17 protein-coding genes are annotated in these 18,097 nt (G+C 48.1%); 10 read left to right on the top strand and 7 right to left on the bottom strand.

Annotated features, from left to right (window positions below):
- The first annotated feature begins 3 nt into the window (after positions 1-3).
- From hslU to JAO78_RS09135, 4 genes are all read left to right on the top strand, one after another.
- Positions 4-1,332 carry an ATP-dependent protease ATPase subunit HslU gene (gene hslU, locus JAO78_RS09150; RefSeq protein WP_226751043.1) on the top strand — a complete coding sequence of 443 codons (1,329 nt, stop codon included), beginning with the start codon at positions 4-6 and terminating at the stop codon, positions 1,330-1,332.
- On the top strand, positions 1,332-1,703 hold the full coding sequence (locus tag JAO78_RS09145) for a gamma-butyrobetaine hydroxylase family protein (protein WP_226751042.1): 372 nt from the start codon (positions 1,332-1,334) through the stop codon (positions 1,701-1,703). The genes hslU and JAO78_RS09145 overlap by 1 nt, the downstream gene beginning before the upstream one ends.
- Before the next feature lie 166 nt (positions 1,704-1,869).
- Positions 1,870-2,355, top strand: a complete 486-nt coding sequence (gene rraA / locus JAO78_RS09140; RefSeq protein ID WP_226751041.1) for a ribonuclease E activity regulator RraA — start codon at positions 1,870-1,872, stop codon at positions 2,353-2,355.
- Positions 2,356-2,358: 3 nt separating this feature from the next.
- Complete coding sequence (locus JAO78_RS09135) at positions 2,359-3,426, top strand: formimidoylglutamase (RefSeq protein WP_226751040.1); 1,068 nt, start codon at positions 2,359-2,361, stop codon at positions 3,424-3,426.
- Positions 3,427-3,437: 11 nt separating this feature from the next.
- Here the strand turns inward: JAO78_RS09135 and hutI are convergent, their stop codons facing one another.
- Entirely contained in the window at positions 3,438-4,670 is a 1,233-nt protein-coding gene (gene hutI / locus JAO78_RS09130; protein WP_439647507.1) for an imidazolonepropionase, read from the bottom strand.
- 181 nt (positions 4,671-4,851) lie between these two features.
- On the opposite strand from hutI, the gene hutC reads away from it, so the two are divergent.
- The 4 genes from hutC to JAO78_RS09110 all read left to right on the top strand — a co-directional run bounded on the left by hutC (position 4,852) and on the right by JAO78_RS09110 (position 10,963).
- Positions 4,852-5,559, top strand: a complete 708-nt coding sequence (hutC, locus tag JAO78_RS09125) for a histidine utilization transcriptional repressor HutC (protein ID WP_226751039.1) — start codon at positions 4,852-4,854, stop codon at positions 5,557-5,559.
- An 11-nt stretch (positions 5,560-5,570) separates the two neighbouring features.
- Positions 5,571-7,253, top strand: a complete 1,683-nt coding sequence (hutU, locus tag JAO78_RS09120; RefSeq protein WP_226751038.1) for a urocanate hydratase — start codon at positions 5,571-5,573, stop codon at positions 7,251-7,253.
- Positions 7,250-8,785, top strand: a complete 1,536-nt coding sequence (hutH, locus tag JAO78_RS09115) for a histidine ammonia-lyase (RefSeq protein ID WP_226751037.1) — start codon at positions 7,250-7,252, stop codon at positions 8,783-8,785. Before hutU ends, hutH begins: the two co-directional genes overlap by 4 nt.
- 156 nt (positions 8,786-8,941) lie before the next feature.
- Positions 8,942-10,963: a methyl-accepting chemotaxis protein gene (locus JAO78_RS09110; RefSeq protein WP_226751036.1), complete on the top strand. Its 2,022-nt coding sequence runs from the start codon at positions 8,942-8,944 to the stop codon at positions 10,961-10,963.
- A 7-nt stretch (positions 10,964-10,970) separates the two neighbouring features.
- On the opposite strand, the gene JAO78_RS09105 is transcribed toward JAO78_RS09110, so the two are convergent.
- The 5 genes from JAO78_RS09105 to JAO78_RS09085 form a co-directional block, all read right to left on the bottom strand.
- The gene (locus JAO78_RS09105; protein ID WP_226751035.1) at positions 10,971-11,786 is read right to left on the bottom strand and encodes a Rossmann-fold NAD(P)-binding domain-containing protein; all 816 of its coding nucleotides are present in this window, start codon (positions 11,784-11,786) and stop codon (positions 10,971-10,973) included.
- Entirely contained in the window at positions 11,779-12,708 is a 930-nt protein-coding gene (locus JAO78_RS09100; RefSeq protein ID WP_226751034.1) for a bifunctional GNAT family N-acetyltransferase/hotdog fold thioesterase, read from the bottom strand. The genes JAO78_RS09105 and JAO78_RS09100 overlap by 8 nt, the downstream gene beginning before the upstream one ends.
- 4 nt (positions 12,709-12,712) lie before the next feature.
- On the bottom strand, positions 12,713-13,153 hold the full coding sequence (gene dtd, locus JAO78_RS09095; protein ID WP_226751033.1) for a D-aminoacyl-tRNA deacylase: 441 nt from the start codon (positions 13,151-13,153) through the stop codon (positions 12,713-12,715).
- Positions 13,150-14,064, bottom strand: coding sequence for a virulence factor BrkB family protein (locus JAO78_RS09090; protein WP_226751032.1), 915 nt, complete (start codon positions 14,062-14,064; stop codon positions 13,150-13,152). Before JAO78_RS09090 ends, dtd begins: the two co-directional genes overlap by 4 nt.
- 143 nt (positions 14,065-14,207) lie before the next feature.
- Entirely contained in the window at positions 14,208-15,065 is an 858-nt protein-coding gene (locus tag JAO78_RS09085; RefSeq protein WP_226751031.1) for a DMT family transporter, read from the bottom strand.
- Positions 15,066-15,194: 129 nt separating this feature from the next.
- Between JAO78_RS09085 and JAO78_RS09080 the strand changes: the two genes are divergently transcribed.
- Together JAO78_RS09080 and JAO78_RS09075 are read left to right on the top strand one after the other, a co-directional pair.
- Complete coding sequence (locus tag JAO78_RS09080; protein ID WP_226751030.1) at positions 15,195-15,890, top strand: pirin family protein; 696 nt, start codon at positions 15,195-15,197, stop codon at positions 15,888-15,890.
- A gap of 18 nt (positions 15,891-15,908) precedes the next feature.
- The gene (locus JAO78_RS09075; protein WP_226751029.1) at positions 15,909-16,643 is read left to right on the top strand and encodes a sulfite exporter TauE/SafE family protein; all 735 of its coding nucleotides are present in this window, start codon (positions 15,909-15,911) and stop codon (positions 16,641-16,643) included.
- A 68-nt stretch (positions 16,644-16,711) separates the two neighbouring features.
- Here JAO78_RS09075 and JAO78_RS09070 read toward each other — a convergent pair whose 3' ends face one another.
- On the bottom strand, positions 16,712-18,082 hold the full coding sequence (locus JAO78_RS09070) for a GAF domain-containing sensor histidine kinase (protein ID WP_226751028.1): 1,371 nt from the start codon (positions 18,080-18,082) through the stop codon (positions 16,712-16,714).
- Positions 18,083-18,097: the final 15 nt, after the last annotated feature.

Here is an 18,097-nt window from a genome sequence, read left to right as displayed (position 1 = left end):
ATTATGTCTGACATGACGCCTAGAGAAATCGTCCACGAGTTGGATCGACACATTATCGGTCAAAATAAAGCCAAACGTGCCGTTGCTATTGCCTTACGTAACCGTTGGCGCCGTATGCAGCTTGATGAAAGCTTGCGCCAAGAAGTCACCCCCAAAAATATTCTGATGATTGGCCCAACGGGTGTAGGTAAAACTGAAATTGCTCGTCGCTTAGCCAAATTGGCTAACGCGCCCTTTATTAAAGTTGAAGCCACCAAATTCACCGAAGTGGGTTATGTCGGTAAAGAAGTAGAAAGCATCATCCGTGATCTGGCAGACAGTGCCGTTAAAATGTTGCGTGAACAAGCGATTGCCAAAAATCGTTTTAGAGCAGAAGAAGCCGCAGAAGAGCGGATCCTCGATGCTTTACTGCCACCCGCCAAAGACGCCTGGGGTGAAACAGAAAAAAGTAGCGAATCGAATACGCGGCAAATTTTCCGTAAAAAGCTGCGTGAAGGCCAATTAGACGATAAAGAAATCGAATTGGAATTGTCACAAGGCCCCATTGGCGTCGAAATTATGGCGCCACCGGGCATGGAAGAAATGACGTCGCAATTGCAAAGCATGTTTCAAAGCTTAGGCAATGACAAAAAGAAAAAACGTAAGCTGAAAATCAAAGACGCTTTTAAGCAACTAATTGAAGAAGAAGCGGCACGTTTGGTTAATCCTGAAGAGCTTAAGCTAGAAGCCTTAGAAGCGGTTGAACAAAATGGTATCGTATTTTTAGATGAAATCGATAAAATTTGTAAACGCGGCGAAACCAGCGGCCCCGATGTTTCACGCGAAGGCGTGCAACGTGACTTACTGCCGCTGATTGAAGGCTGCACCGTGAACACCAAGCACGGTATGGTAAAAACCGACCATATTCTGTTTATTGCGTCTGGCGCCTTTCAAATGAGTAAACCCTCCGATCTTGTGCCTGAATTACAAGGTCGCTTGCCGATCCGGGTTGAACTGGAAGCGTTAACCGCCGCTGATTTTGAACGCATCTTAACCGAACCTAAAGCGTCACTGACCGAACAAGCGCAAGCGATGCTCGCCACTGAAGGGGTGAACATCAGCTTTACCGCTGACGGCATTAAGCATATCGCGGCCGCGGCCTTTCAAGTCAATGAAACCACAGAAAACATCGGTGCTCGTCGTTTGTACACGGTGATGGAGCGTTTATTAGAGGAAATCTCTTATGATGCTGCCGATCATGCGGGGCAACAAATCAGTATCGATGCTGAGTATGTTGAAAAACATCTGGGCAACTTAGTACAAAACGAAGATCTCAGTCGGTTTATTTTGTAATGACCAAAAAGTTGGTTGGACTTCATTACCATCAACGTCGCCGTTTGCTCGACTTACAGTTTAGCGACGGCAGCCTCAGCAGTTTGAGTGCCGAGTTTTTACGCGTGCACTCCCCCTCTGCTGAGGTGCGTGGTCATGGCCAACCTAAGTTGGTCAGCCATAAACGTGACGTTGCCATCAAGCAGATCCAAGCGGTGGGTCATTACGCAGTAAAACTGGTTTTTGATGATGGCCATGCTACTGGCTTGTACAGTTTTGCTTATCTTTGCCAGTTGGCTGAAAATGAAACAACCTTGTGGCAAGACTATTTGGCCAAGTTAAAACAGGCTAATGCCAGCCGTGAACCGCTGATCAGTATTAAAACGCTGTAAGGGCCAGTGCACTGCCGTTAAGCATCCGCCTGTTACCACTTCTCTCTCAAGTAGAAAACCGCATTGCGTAAGTGACTTTGCCTAATGGTGCTCGAAGTTGTGCTTGAGCTTAGGTGGTAGCAGGTTATACTGTCTGCATACTTTTCTTGCAGTTTGGAGCCACCTTATGGAATATAACACCTCAGAGCTTTGCGATCTGTACGCGGATCAAGTTGATGTCGTTGAGCCGATTTTTGCTAACTATGGTGGTCGCCGTTCTTTTGGCGGAAAAATCCACACCGTAAAATGTTTTGAAGACAACGGTTTGGTGCGTCAAATGCTGACTGACAACGGCATTGGTAAGGTGTTACTGATTGACGGTGGTGGCTCAGCTCGTCGTGCTTTAGTTGATGCGGATCTGGCCTCTTTAGCGGCAAGCAACGGCTGGGAAGGCATTGTCTGCTACGGTAGCGTGCGCGATCTTGATGCATTAGAAGATTTCGATATCGGTATTCAAGCCGTTAATGCGATCCCGATTGGCGCTGACGATGCAGGCTTTGGTGAAACCGAAGTGCCCGTTAATTTTGCCGGCGTAACCTTCCTACCTGGTGATCATCTGTATGCTGACAGTACCGGCATCATTTTATCGCCGGATGCACTCGACATCGAGTAACGCATGAACGCCCTGCACTATTTGACTCAAGCGCAACTTGCGCGTTGCTGTCAGCAGCGCAGCGGCGAACAACGATTATCTGCCCAGTTACGCTTTCCTGAAGCCACTTTATCGTTAGCAGAGAACCTTGCCTTACATGCCGCTCACGGTGGCAAGTTTGTCATACTGGGGATCCCCGAAGATCTGGGCCCTAGAGCGAACGGTGGCTTTGCTGGTGCACAATTAGGCTTTCAAGCGTTTTTAAACAAATTCCTTAATCTGCAAGCTAATGCATTACTCGCCGGTGAATCTATTTTGATCCTCGGTGAGGTAGCTTGTGCCGATTTACAAGCACAAAGTACAGCATTAGATCATCAACAACCCGAGCATTTAAGCCAATTACGCGCCCTTTGTGCGCAACTTGACGAACGAGTATTCAGTGCCGTTCAACCTATTTTTGCGCAGGGCTTAACCCCGATAGTGATTGGCGGTGGTCATAACAATGCCTTACCACTGTTGCGGGCGTTAAGTGATTGTCAGCAGCAACAGGTTAATTGTATTAATTTGGATCCGCATGCCGATTTTCGTGCCTTAGAAGGCCGACATAGCGGCAATGCGTTTAGTTATGCGCAAGCTGAAGCGTTATTACAGCATTATTTTGTGCTGGGGCTGCATGAGCAAAAAAATAATGCCGCCAGTTTGACGGCCTTACAGCAAGCGAATTTTGAATATCTCAGCTATCAACAGATCTTTGTAGAAGGCCAGTACAACTGGAGCCAGGCCATCGAACTGAGTTTGCAAAGAGTGTTATCCGCTAACACCAAGTTAGCACTTGAAGTGGATACCGACTGCATTACCAGCATGCCGGCCAGCGCGCTTAACTACAGTGGTATTAGCGTAGCTGAAGCAGAGCAAGCCGTGTTTCACTTCGCCAAATTACCGCAAACCGCTTATTTACACTTAGCCGAAGCCGCGCCTGCGCAACATCCAAGTGGTGAAGCTGCAGGGATGAATCAATGCGGCCAAGTGTTAAGCCAACTGGTACAAGCCTTTTTAGCGGGAAAGCAACAACAGCCGCCAAGCATTGACTAAAGGGTGATCAGCTACACATTTTTGGCTAAGCGGCACAAGGTGCCACCAATGACCACTTGTTTTAGCGCACTGACGCCAAATTGATAACATAATTCTGCCGGTTGGCTAATCGCATAACAGGCAAAATCGGCACGCATTCCCACAGCCAAACTTCCCCGGTCAGTCAATCCCAGCGCCTTGGCAGCATGACGCGTCACGCCTAATAACGCTTCTTCTGGCGTTAAACGAAACAAGGTGCAGGCCATATTCAACATTAACAATAATGAACAAAATGGCGAGGTCCCCGGATTAAGATCGGTGGCAATCGCCATTGGCACCTGGTAGCGACGTAACAGCGCTATCGGTGGTAATTGGGTTTCCCGTAAAAAGTAATAAGCCCCCGGTAATAACACCGCAACGGTACCGGCGTTTGCCATACGGGCAATCGCTGCCTCATCCAAATATTCCAGATGATCCGCGGATAACCCCGAAAACTCAGCCACTAAGGCGCTGCCGCCTAAATTAGATAATTGTTCAGCATGCGCTTTAACCGGTAAGCCTAATGCCTTGGCCGTGTTAAATACTTGCCGACACTGCTCAACACTAAAGCCAATACCTTCACAAAACACATCAACCGCGTCCACCAACTGTTGCTCAGCAAGCAGCGGTAACATACGACACACTTCGTTGATATAACCTGCCGCATCCTCTTTAAATTCTGCTGGCAGTGCATGCGCACCTAAAAAGGTTTTTACAATATTCAGCGGATGATGCTCAGCTAACAACGCGGCGACTTCAAGCAGCTTTTGCTCATTGGCTAAGTCGAGACCATAGCCTGATTTAATTTCTACAGTCGTCACGCCTTCGTGCAGTAAGCTATTGAGGCGATCTTTACCTAATACAAACAATTGTTCATGGCTGGCTGCCCGAGTGGCTTTTACGGTACTGGCAATACCGCCACCGGCTGCCGCGATATCTTGATAACTGGCCCCTTGTTGGCGTAGCTCAAATTCATTGGCGCGACTACCAGCAAACAGCAAATGGTTATGACAATCAATTAAACCGGGCAGGATCCATTGGCCTTTTGCATCGTACAGCGGCGTACTTAATGCATCAAATTGCGGCAAATTAACTTGTGGCCCAACATAAGCAATCAAACCGTCTTTGATGGCCAATGCGCCGTGCGCGATAGCACCATAAGGCTGGCCGTTTCCCGTCATGCTGGCGATCTGAGCATTCACCCACACGGCATCAAATTCTGTCACTGTTCCTCCTGAGCACAATTCTGCTAACACTTAATCGCGCAACGACCTCTAGGGCTAAAGCCCAAACTATTAAAAATAGTCTATACGAAAAACTTGTATATACAACCAAGATCCGCTATTTTTATTTGCAGCTAATTTGTGGATCCGTTCTGACCCGCTGTCTGACTAACACGAGAATAACATGGCAAAATTTGCAGAAATAAAAGAGTTTATGCTACGGCAAATTGAAAGCGGTGCCTGGCCTGAGCACAGCCGTGTGCCATCCGAAAATGAATTGGCCGAGCAATTCTCCGTTAGCCGCATGACCGCCCGGCGCGCTTTGCAAGAGCTAACCGAGCAAGGAATTTTGTATCGAACGCAAGGTGTTGGCAGCTTTGTTGCGGCACTTAAATCCCAGTCATCTTTATTGCAAATACATAATATTGCTGATGAAATTGCCGGCCGTGGCCATACCTATAGCGCAACCTTAGTACAGCTAACCGAATTACCTTGCCCGACCATTGTGGCAACAGCACTGGGGTTAAAACGCAATGATCCTGTGTTTTTCTCACTGATTGTGCACCTGTCTGCCGGGCAACCATTGCAACTCGAAGCGCGCTATGTCAATCCGCTGCAAGTGCCACTGTATATCCAGCAAGATTTTCAAGAGCAAACACCGCATCACTATCTGAGTATGATTGCGCCACTGACCGAAGCTGAACATATCGTTGAAGCGATCTGGCCAGATAACTTTACTTGCCAGCATCTACAACTGAAAAAACCTGAACCCTGCCTGCGCTTGACCCGTCGCACCTTTAGCCGTGATGGTGCCGTTAGCCTGGCTTATCTCACCTCGCCTGGTAGCCGCTATCGGCTAGGCGGACACCTTAATTTTGCGTTACCCCGTTAACAGAGGTTGCTATGAACACGAACCGTATTGATAACAGCAGAGTGATCCGCGCCGCGCGCGGCAAGCAGATCACCGCCAAAAGTTGGCAAACTGAAGCCGCTAAGCGCATGCTAATGAACAACCTGGATCCTGAGGTGGCTGAGCATCCGCAAGCCCTGGTGGTGTATGGTGGTATTGGCCGCGCGGCTCGTAACTGGGCTTGTTTTGATAAGATTGTCGAGGTGTTAGACCGGTTAGAGGATAACCAAACACTGTTAGTGCAAAGCGGTAAACCCGTTGGTGTTTTTCCAACCCACCCTGATGCACCGCGGGTGTTAATCGCCAACTCTAATTTAGTACCGGCGTGGGCGAACTGGCAACATTTTAATGAATTAGATCGACAAGGGTTAATGATGTACGGCCAAATGACCGCTGGCTCATGGATCTATATCGGCACGCAAGGCATCGTACAAGGCACCTATGAAACCTTTGTGGCGATTGCTAAGCAGCATTTTGACGGTAACGCCGCCAATAAATGGATCTTAACCGGTGGTCTCGGTGGCATGGGCGGTGCACAGCCATTGGCCGCAACCATGGCCGGCTTTCATATGATCGCCTGTGAAGTGGATGAAAGTCGCATCGATTTTCGGCTAAAAACCGGCTATATCGACCAAAAAGCCTATGCTTTAGATGAAGCGTTGCAATTACTTGAGCAAGCGAAAGCGTCAGGCAAACCCACCTCGATTGGTTTATTGGCGAATGCCGCCGATGTGTTCAGTGAATTAGTTAAGCGAAACATTACGCCCGATGTGGTGACCGATCAAACCTCCGCACATGATCCTTTAAACGGCTATTTACCCCAAAACTGGACCCTGCAAATTGCAGCAGAAATGCGCCAGCAAGACGAGGCCAAAGTGGTTAAAGCCGCGAAACATTCTATGGCCGTTCAAGTGCAAGCGATTTTAACTTTGCAGCAACGCGGCGCAGTCGCTACCGACTATGGCAATAATATTCGGCAAATGGCCAAAGACGAAGGCATAGACAATGCTTTTGATTTCCCGGGGTTTGTTCCTGCCTATATTCGGCCACTGTTTTGCCAAGGCATTGGGCCATTTCGGTGGGTGGCCCTGTCTGGCGATCCCGAAGACATTTACAAAACCGACGCGAAAGTCAAAGAGCTGATCCCGGATGATACCCATTTGCATCATTGGTTGGATATGGCACGCGAGCGCATTCAGTTTCAAGGTTTACCCGCTCGTATCTGCTGGATTGGCTTAAAAGATCGCGCCCGTATTGCCCTAGCATTTAATGAGATGGTAAAAAATGGCGAACTCAATGCCCCTGTTGTTATTGGTCGTGATCATCTTGATTCTGGCTCGGTTGCCAGCCCTAATCGTGAAACTGAAGCCATGCTAGACGGCTCAGATGCCGTTTCCGATTGGCCATTACTGAACGCCTTATTAAATACCGCTGGCGGTGCTACGTGGGTGTCGTTACATCATGGCGGTGGCGTGGGTATGGGTTACAGCCAACACAGTGGCGTGGTGATTGTCGCGGATGGAACAGAGGAAGCGGCAGCACGTTTAGGTCGAGTGCTGTGGAATGATCCGGGTACAGGGGTAATGCGTCATGCCGATGCAGGTTACGACATTGCCAAAAAATGTGCCCATGAACAGGGCCTAGATCTACCAATGATGACGGGAGAACAACCATGACCTTCGCCTTAAACTTGATCCCTGGCCAGCTTAGTTTGGCACAATTACGTGCTGTGCAACAAGGCGCAGTAACGCTCAGCCTAGATACCAGTGCGCTCCCTGCTATTGCTCAATCAGCCGCTTGTGTCGCCGATATTATTAAACAAAATAAAGTGGTGTATGGCATCAATACCGGCTTTGGCTTACTGGCTAGCACACGGATTAAAAACGATGAATTAGAATTGTTACAACGGTCTATCGTGTTATCGCATGCCGCGGGCTTTGGCCAGTTTATGGCAGATAGCACCGTACGCTTAATGATGGTGCTAAAAATCAATTCGCTCAGCCGTGGCTTTTCGGGTATTCGCTTAAGCGTGATTGACATGCTAATTGCCATGGTTAATGCCGAGTTATACCCGTGTATTCCAGAAAAAGGCTCGGTTGGCGCTTCTGGCGATCTCGCGCCACTTGCTCATATGGTATTACCGTTAATCGGTGAAGGTGAGATTTGCTACAAAGGGCAAATTTATGATGCTAAAGAAGCACTCGAATTAGTCGGTTTAGCGCCGATTACCCTTGCCGCGAAAGAAGGTCTGGCCTTACTGAATGGCACACAAGCCTCTACCGCCCTGGCCTTACAAGGCTTGTTTAATGCCGAAGATTTGTACGCTGCAGGTTGCGTTATTGGCGCAATGAGCGTGGAAGCGGCACTTGGCAGTCGTGCACCATTTGATCCACGCATCCATCAGGCGCGTGGCCAAAAAGGCCAAATTGATACTGCCTGCATTTATCGGCACTTGCTGCAAACCGGCTCTGAAGTAGGCCATTCCCATGAAAACTGTGAAAAAGTACAAGATCCCTACTCGTTACGCTGCCAACCTCAGGTGATGGGTGCCTGTTTAACGCAAATCCGTCATGCGGCAGAGGTGCTGCAAGTTGAAGCCAATGGCGTTACAGATAACCCCTTAGTATTTGCAGAGGATGGCGATATTTTATCCGGTGGTAACTTCCATGCCGAACCGGTTGCTATGGCCGCCGATAACTTGGCCTTAGCCATAGCCGAAATCGGCGCACTGTCGGAACGACGTATGGCGTTATTAATTGATGCTAGTTTGAGTAAGTTACCGGCTTTCTTGGTGCCAAACGGTGGGGTCAACAGTGGTTTTATGATTGCACAGGTGACCGCTGCTGCGCTGGCCTCAGAAAATAAATCGTTAGCACATCCTGCTTCGGTCGACAGTTTACCGACTTCAGCCAATCAGGAAGATCATGTTTCCATGGCGACCTTTGCCGCTCGGCGCTTGGCAGATATGGCCGAGAACACTACCGGCGTGTTGGCGGTGGAATATCTTGCTGCGGCACAAGGCTTGGATTTTCGGGCGCCACTGAAAAGCACCCCGGTGTTAGAGCAAGCAAAAGCCGCTTTGCGCGACGAAGTCAGCTTTTATCAGCAAGATCGTTACTTTGGTCCTGATATAGAAAAAAGTGCCGCCTTGGTGCGTTCGGGTGTATTTAACCCCATGTTACCCAGCGGTATGTTATGTAGCTTTTAAACTCACACTAACCAGTGCATTTTCGTGCACTGTGTTCACCTTTTGCACAATTTTATGTCTAGCCAGACTGCTTTGCTGGCTAGACCAGTGTGCTAAAAACTGCTAAGTTGAAACTATAATAAAGATAATAAGTTTCTTCAAGCAGGGTAACTCAGCATGAAATTAAAAGTTGCACATAAAGTGAGTATTGGTTTTGCCTTTATCACCTTATTATTACTGTTTGCCAGCATCTCAGCACTTGGTATATTTCGCAGCATCACCCGTGCCAATACTCAGGTCAATGAACAAGCGCTGCCCGCACAACAACAAAGCAATTTAGCGCAAATTCAATTATTAAAACTGGCACGCTTATCCTCTGCAGGGTTTAATGCTGAACAACAAAATGCCATTGAACGCCAACAGCAACAGTTCCTTCAAGCACAACGTGCTTTTGCTGAGCTAACAGAGGGCTTTACCCAGCTTAATGTAGACAGTGCGCTGCAACAAAACCTGCAACAAGCGACTGAGTTTGCCAAAGGTTACACGGATGCCGCCGCAAAAATGTTTCAAGCGCGTTTAAGTAGCCTGAGTTACCAGCAGCAACTCAACAGTGAATTAGCTGAGTTAGAAATCCTGTTAGATGAAGCCGGCGCTAGCTTAATTGAATTGTCTGAATTAGAACTGCCACGCGATAAACAACTGGCTGCAATTATTGCCGGCACGGCTGCGCGTTTAGACGGGCAACTGGTAGGGTTAATTAACACGCTACGCGAAACCGCAGGTTACAGTGACTACGCACAATTTGCACCGAACGAGCAAAATATTGAATTTGCCGTCAGTGATATGCAGGTCAATGTCGATTATTTAGCGCAATTAGTGCAGGACATCAACAGCCAAGGTTTATGGCAGCAGTTTGCTGAAAATTGGCAGAACTTAAATACGGCTTTCGACAAAGAAACGAATTTAAGCCAACTGAAAAAACAGCATGTCACGGCCTTACAGCAGGCACGTTTACAACTTAATCAAGCAGAGGAACAAATTGAGCAAGCGCTTAATAGCTTAGATCAAGTGGTACAAGCCGCAGATCAGCAATTTTCGCAGCTACAACAACAAGTTTCCAGCGAATTAAACTCTGGCAGCCAGCGCACCAGTATCATCATGGTGATTTTAGTGGTGTTAGCCTTTACTATCGCCTATTTCACTATTAATGCCATGATCAAACCGCTTAAAGGTATCAACCATATACTAGGCTACATCGCACAAGGCGATCTCACTCGGCAACTGATGATTAAACAACAAGATGAATTTGGCAGCCTCTCTGCAAAGGTTAACAGCCTCATCAGTGCCCTTAGCGGCTTAATTAATAATATCCAGCACAATGCCCGTGCGCTGAACAACACTGCCAGTCGCTCTACCCATGCCGTCAGTGATATCAATCAATCGTTACAGCAACAACAGCAGCAAATTGGCGCGGTTAACAGTATTACCGAACAATTAGCCGATAATACGCAAGCGGTCGCAGAGCATGCGGCAGAAACTGGCCAAGCCATGCAATTGGCGCTGCAACAAAGCCAACAAATTAATACGCTGGCAGATGAAAACAGCAAACGTATCAGCAAGTTGGCTGGACAATTGGTGAATACCAGCAGCTTAATTAACAAAGTCAGTTCGGAGTCGACTAACATTGGCGGCATCTTAACAACCATCAGCAGCATTGCCGAACAGACCAACTTATTAGCGTTAAACGCCGCCATCGAAGCAGCCAGAGCCGGCGATCAAGGCCGTGGCTTTGCCGTAGTGGCCGATGAAGTACGCTCTTTAGCAAGCCGGACGCAGCAGGCGACCAGTGAAATACGCCAGATGATTGAACATTTACAGCAACAAACTAAACAAGCCGTAACGGCTGTCACTGCAGGAAAAACCGATGCGGAAAACTGCGTGCAAACCATGGCTGAATTAGTCAACGCTTTGCAGCAAGTGGCGGCAGCGATCCATGAAACCTTGAGAATAAGCGAAGCAGTTACAAGCGCAAGTGCCAGTCAATTAGCGTTAGGGCAGTCGATTAACGATAATATGCATGAAATGGTCGGGCTGGCGAAAACCAGTGCAGCTCAAGCTGAAGAAACGCTTAACCACAGTGCCGAAGTGGCAGCATTGGCCGAACAGTTACAACTTGCTGCCGCTAAGTTTAAAATTTAAGACGGGTTTACAAACAATCGGCTAACGCATCACGTGCATCACGATAGCGATAGCGAAAAGGCGTATCTCGCTCTATTGCTAGGCTCTCAACTTTGCGCCATGGAGCTGCCGTTTCAGTATCAAAAGCACTGTCTGGCAGACCAAGAGCAGCTGTTGCCGCATGATAAAATGCCTGCTTGCTCACCAGAGCAGGCGAGCTTAAGTTATAACAAGGCTGGCTTAAAGGCCAAACGGGTAGCAGGGCTAAAACAGCTTGCACCACCTCAGCACTGTGTAGCATATTCACAGGTTGCTGTGCATCTGCAAGCCGTTTACCTTGGGTAAAACGTGCCGGATGACGCCCTGGCCCCATTAAGCCGCCTAAACGTAACGTCAGCCAATTACCTTGTTGTTGTAAAGCCTGTTCCCCCTCAGCCAGCAACACCGCTCTAGGTTGAGTGTCAGACAGCGTGGTCTGTTCATTCAGTTGGCCATCGACTCCCTGATACACACCTGTAGAACTAAAGTGGATGCCCCCTCTAAAACCGGCTTGTTGGCAAAGCTTAGCTAACTGCTGAAGCGCACTGACATACCCCGTAGGCGAGGATCGACCCGGTGCAATACTGCAAATCACCCACGCATCCGCCAACATAGCCAATAACTTGTCGATCTCAAGTAGTGGTTGATTTAAAGCCAGCGTAAAACCCTGGATAGGTTCAGGTAATGCTGCCGCACTGGCACTCGATTGTCGGCTACCGAATACTTGATAACCGGCATGCACTAAAGGCTTCGCCAATTGCTGCCCTAGCCAACCACATCCAATAATGACGACCTTGTTAGTCATCGCTTTGCTCAGGTAATACGGCATATAAACCCACAAACTGCGCACAATGCTGTTCATCGACGAAAATATCTACAGTGATCTGCTGGCGTACTCTGCGACCACTGGCTAAGGGACTAAGATCGCCCCGCACATCGGCTAAATGACAACGCGCAGTGGGTGTTGAACGCACCGGTTGTAAATAACGAATATTGCCTTCCGCTAACACCTGCGCGCCTGCTAGGCCTAAACTTTGCAACTGAAGATACAACATGCCCCAGCCGGTTAAGGTTGCTAAGGTATAAATACTGCCAGCAAACATGGTCTGATGCAGATTAATATTCGGTGCCAATGGCGCCTGACATTGCAAACTAAAACCATCAAAAGAGGTGATCTGCAATTGCATAAACTGGCTTAACGGAATAGTGCTGTGCCATGTCTGTTGCAAATCTGCACACCACTGGCGGAACTCGCTGTCAGTGCCGGCTAGCGTAAGCGTTTTACTCATGCGTTGATGCACAATACCAAACATGCTGGGAGCCGAGCCCAACACATGATATTGCTGACGTAAGTAAAAAGGTAAGGCGCTATCGCGAGCGTTTAGCAGCAGCTTTTTATACCCTTGGCTTATCGCATAATGCTCCAAGCCTTGTAACACTGCGGCACCTGCGCCCTGGCCTTGCCATTCAGAGGCCACCGCCATATAACGCACTTGTGCCGTTTCGGCATCGACTTGATGTAATCGCCCCACCGCAATTAACTCGCCGGCTGCGTTAGTGAGCATCAGATGGTAAGCGTCTTGCTCTAATTCGTCGCGCTCACTACCTAAAGCTTGTAACCATGGCGCCCGTAAAATTTGCCAACGTAATTGATAATAGGCTTGCCAGTCGGCGGCGCTCTCTGGGCTGCGCAATTGCCAGCGCTGATTCAGTAAGTTCGCGTTCATCGATTTAACGACTCTCCAATAAAAAAGTTACCGGCCCATCATTGACCAAGCTCACCTGCATATTCGCGCCAAAACGCCCTCTCGCCACCTTAAGGCCAAGCGTTTGGCAAGCCTGGCAAAAAGCCTGATAATGCTGCTCTGCCAGTTGCGGGCTGCCTGCTGGGGTAAAACTCGGTCTTAAACCCGAACGTGTATCCGCCGCTAAGGTAAATTGCGAAACAACCAGCAAGGCTCCGCCGGCCTGTTGCACGTTCAAATTCATTTTGCCTTGTTCATCGCTAAACACTCGATAACGACACACTTTTTCAGCCAACTTTTGCACATCAGCAGCATTATCTGTCGCCTCTACGCCAAGCAGCACCAGTAAACCTTGCTCAATAGCACCCACTGTTGTGTGTTCAATCTCAACTTTAGCCGAACTCACGCGTTGAATTAATGCTTTCATGTTAAGCGCTCGGTATCAATAGTGGTAGGAGGCGCTTCATCCTGATCGGGTACCGCACAATCATCGCCTTCTTCACATACACCCTCTTCACGTTGTTGCAATAACGCCGTTAATTCTGCACCAAGCAATACCACCATCCACGATAAATGCACCCAAACGAACAAAATAGGTAATAAGGCTAAAGCACCATAAATCGTTTGATAGGTTGGAAAGTGTGTCACATAAATAGCAAAGCCGCGCTTCGATAATTCAAATAGTACAGTGGCTAATAACGCCCCGAGCAAGGCATGTTTAAGCCGCACTTTGATATTCGGCACGACCAAATACAAGATAAAAAAGGCGATTAACGACATGGCGTAAGGCACTAATCCAAGGACGAGGCTCGAAAAACCAGGCGTGTAATCATCGGCAAAACTGCTCAGTCGGACCACGTAGGAGGTCATCCCGATCGACAAGCCGACTAAAATGGGCCCTAGCGTTAAAATCATCCAATAAATAGAAAACGAAATGATTAATCGTGGCCGTTTCGTCACGCGCCAAATTTTATTCAAGGTTTTATCGATATTGTGGATCAACAATAACGCCACACAGACTAAAGCCAAAATACCGATAGCGGTCATACTGCCGGTATTGCCAATAAATTTCGTGAGATAGGTTTGAATTTCTTCGCCGCGAGAAGGGATCACATTCGCATAAATAAACTGCTCTAAGTTCGTGCGAAACTGCGCGAACATCGGAAAGGCGCTGAGCATAGAAAACATCACGGTGACCATAGGCACCAAAGACAGTAATGAGATATAAGCCAAATAGCCGCCCATCACAGACAACTGATCTTGCTTACAACGCTGGGCATAGGCTCGAACAAAATCTATCGTTTGCCGCCAACCATTTTGCCAATTCACAGATCGCATATCGATTCCTTTTTTGCTGGCATGGCAACTACTTAGCTTGGCCAATACCCTGTTACAGCATACCGTAAATCCAGCAAGCTCACCAGTTTGCCCGAGCAAGCTTTACACGCGAACGTGCCGCAAAATGCGGATACTTTAGCGGATTAAGCGCGATTTTTACTCAATAAGACCAAGCCTAAACCACAAAGTACGACAGCCGCAGCGGTCACTAAACGTAGTGTTAATGGCTCATTTAACAACACTATACCCAGTATGGCAGCCAAAACAGGGACTGCCAATTGTACCGATGCAGCTTGTAACGCTGATAAGGCTGGCAATACCCGATACCAAATGTAGTAACCTAAACCAGAAGTGATGGCACCACTGATCAGCGCCAGCAGCACACCATAGGTATCCCATTGCAGGTTTGGCCAAAATATTACACATAGCACCAATGCCAGTGGGCTCGCTCTTAAAAAATTGCCTGCAGTGTTCGCCGCAGCATCACCCGCGCGTTGGCCCAGTAAGGAATATAATCCCCATGCGGCACCGGCACATAACATGAAGAAGGCTGACAGGGGTTCTGGCGCACTGGCACCTGGCAACAATAGCCAGCCAATCCCTGCTAATGCTATGCCTGCGCCAGCCCATTGCCAACCGCTAACCTGAGTTAACTGTTTTACCCCCAACGCTAGCATGGTTAATTGCACGGCGCCAAATAACAATAACGCTCCGGTGGCGGTATCCAACTGTACATAAGCAAAAGAAAATAACGCCGCATAGGCAAATAAGTAGCCCGCACCGAGCCAACTGCCCGCAGGCTGCCGCCGCGGTCGACGCACTCTTAACAACACATATAACAGTAGTGCCGCAGATATGATCCGCACTAAGGTAAAACTCGTCGCATCAATACTAGTATGATTAAATGCAGCTCGATTCAATAAACTATTTCCCGCAAAAGCCAGCAACGCTAAAACTGTTAACCACAACACCCGCAAAGTAAGCATATTCGCTTTTACCATCTAATTAACCGTAAGATTCATCATATTTATTACCATTTATTTGTTTAAGGCCGCCGCTTAAACTAGCAACATACGATGCAAGGCCAACGTAAACCATAGGGCCCTGCAAACTGATTAGCGGAGATTAACATGTTAGAGATTATTCGTTCAGCAGACCGCGGACAAGCACAATTTGGCTGGCTAACCAGCAAACATAGCTTTTCATTTGGCCATTACTATAACCCTAAACAAATGGGGTTTTCAGCCTTACGCGTGATCAACGATGACAGGGTGATCGCAGGGGCAGGCTTTAGTACGCATGGTCATCGCAATATGGAAATTATCAGCTATGTACTCGACGGTCATATCGCGCATAAAGATTCTGCGGGTAATGAAAAAATTTTACCAGCCGGCGAGTTCCAACTGATGAGTGCGGGAAAAGGCATTCAACACAGCGAATATAATGCCAGTAAAACCGCGCCATTAACGTTTTTGCAGATTTGGATTGAACCCAATCAACAAGAGGGTGAACCACGCTATCAACAAAAAGACTTTGGCCAAGCATTTGGCTTAACATGGGTGATTACGCCAGATGGCCGCAATGGCACTTTGCAGATACGACAAGACGCCCAGGTGGCACAGCTTCGTTTAACCGAAGGTGACGCATTTGAGCTGCCAGTTGTTGCTGGCAGAGCGTATTATCTGCATCTGATCAGTGGCACAGTGTCGCTGGCAGAGCAAACGCTTGCTCCCGGTGATGGTATCAAGCTTGCCGCGATCGCGTCACTTCAAGGCAACGTGTTACAAGGACCTGTCAATGCCATTTGGTTTGATTTACCGGCTTAAGCTCGGTATTGCAACGCTATGCTAATCGAACAATGGGCAGTACTGATCATTGCTGTGTTACTGATTGGCATCTCCAAAGCCGCCTTTGCAGGTAGCCTTGGCTTACTGGCTTTACCGCTGCTATTACTGAGCTTTGAAGCCCCAACAGCACTCTCTCTACTCTTACCGTTATTAATTGCCGCTGATGCCTTAACCTTGCATCAATACTGGCGGCAATGGAGTATGGTTGACTTAAAACGGCTATTACCGGCTGCGCTAGGCGGTATCTTGGTTGGCGCCTTGTTACTTGGCAAATTAAATACGGCTTTTCTACAAGGCTTAGTGGGGGCCGCCAGTGTGCTATTTGCGCTAAATTACTTTTTACAACGGGGTAAAGCGGCAACCTGGTTAGCCAATAGCTTAGGAGGGGGTATTTTAGGCTTTGTCGCCGGACTGAGCTCAACGTTATTGCATGCCGGTGGACCGCCAATAAAAATTTACTTACTGGCGCGACAGCTGCCTTACACAACATACCTGGGCACGGCAGCGGTATTTTTTGCCTTAACCAATTGGCTAAAAGTACCGGCGTATATTTGGCAAGGACAATTAACCCTGCAACACCTCTATCAAGTGTTACCGCTGTTACCTTTGAGCTTTATCGCGATTAAACTGGGCGTCTATTTAAAAAAACGCCTGCCTGAACGCATTATTATTCCGCTGATCTACAGCTTGCTATTCTTGGCAGGCGCGCGCTTATTGTGGACTTTGCCTTAAACGCAACTGCAAGCCGCTTTCACAGCTCTTTAGCAAGAACATTGCGCCGTGGGGTGGCCAATCGCACTTTAATGCAAATTAGGAATGGTTAGGCTAAAACGACAGCCTTGAGCAGGCTCAGAGTGCAGGCTTAGCTCACCTTTTAAGTGCTGTTTAACAATATTGTAGACAATCGATAAACCTAAGCCCGTGCCACCTCGCCCACGCTTAGTGGTAAAAAAAGGGTCAAAGATTTTTTGTTGATGGCTGCGCGGAATGCCGCAACCATTATCACTGACCATAATGCACAGCTGTTGATCGGCAGATACCCGAGTAGTAATGTTAACTAACGCGGGCTGCGTCGCTTGCTCGAACGCATGTAAGCAAGCATTCGTGACTAAATTGGTGATGACTTGCGCTAAGGCTCCCGGAAAAGTGTTTAAAGACAAGCCGCTACTCAGCTGTAACTGTAACTCAACCTGATGTTGCCGACAAAATGGTTGCAAGGTACTACTCAGCGCAGAGATATAATCGTCAATGTCGATCGCGTGCAATTCAAAATGCGCTTGATCTAAGGCCGTTTGTTTAAATTGTTGGATCAGCCCAGCTGCACGCTCTAAGTTGCGCTCTACGATATTGCACGATTGCAATAAATCGGTGACAGCACTTTTCAAAGATTGCTTGGTGATGCCACCGGTTTCAACGGTACGCTGTACTTTTTCCAACACATATTGGCTATGGCTATTCGCCGTAAGAGCAACGCCAATCGGTGTATTAATTTCGTGCGCTACGCCCACCACTAAACTACCTAATGATGCCATTTTCTCTGATTCAATAAGATGATGCTGAGTTTGTTTTAACTGTTCTAATGCAGCCTGTAAGTGCTGTGTACGCTCTTGCACTTGGCTTTCTAAACGGGCATTCGCTGTCTCCAGCTGAACCTGATAACGATGACGCTGGGCCGCGGCGACAATACGGCCATACAAGTCTGATAAGGCCCCCACAAAAGCTGCATCGCTATCCGACCACAAACGTGGCTGCTGTGTTTGTTCACAACAGATAATGCCAATGACCTCGCCTTTGTAGCGTAGCGGCACATCTAACAGCGAATAGATATTACAAGGCTCAAGATAAACCAAGTTGAATTCACAGGTGGCCGGATCGCTGCGCGCATCTGGCGCGGTGATCACGCGTTTTTTATCAAGTGCGGCAAAATAACTGGGATAGTCTGTCCGGTTTAATGTGGGCAGATCGTGAGTGCTTATGCCGTGTTGAGTGCACAACAACTTACACGCTATAGTACTGTTCTCATCGCTATAAAGCCAAATACTGGCCCGCGATACCTTGATACCCTGTAAACACGTTTGCAACAACACGCTTTCGGCTTGCGAGCGATGATCGCTATCTAACAGCGGATCCATCGACAGCGCTAATAACAATCCTTCAAGTGCATTGTTCAATATCGCCTCCCAGAA

Source organism: Alishewanella maricola (assembly GCF_016343785.1).
GTDB classification, from domain to species: Bacteria; Pseudomonadota; Gammaproteobacteria; order Enterobacterales; family Alteromonadaceae; genus Alishewanella; species Alishewanella maricola.
Note: the sequence above shows the minus strand (reverse complement) of the source record. Positions and strands in the feature narration are given on the sequence as shown.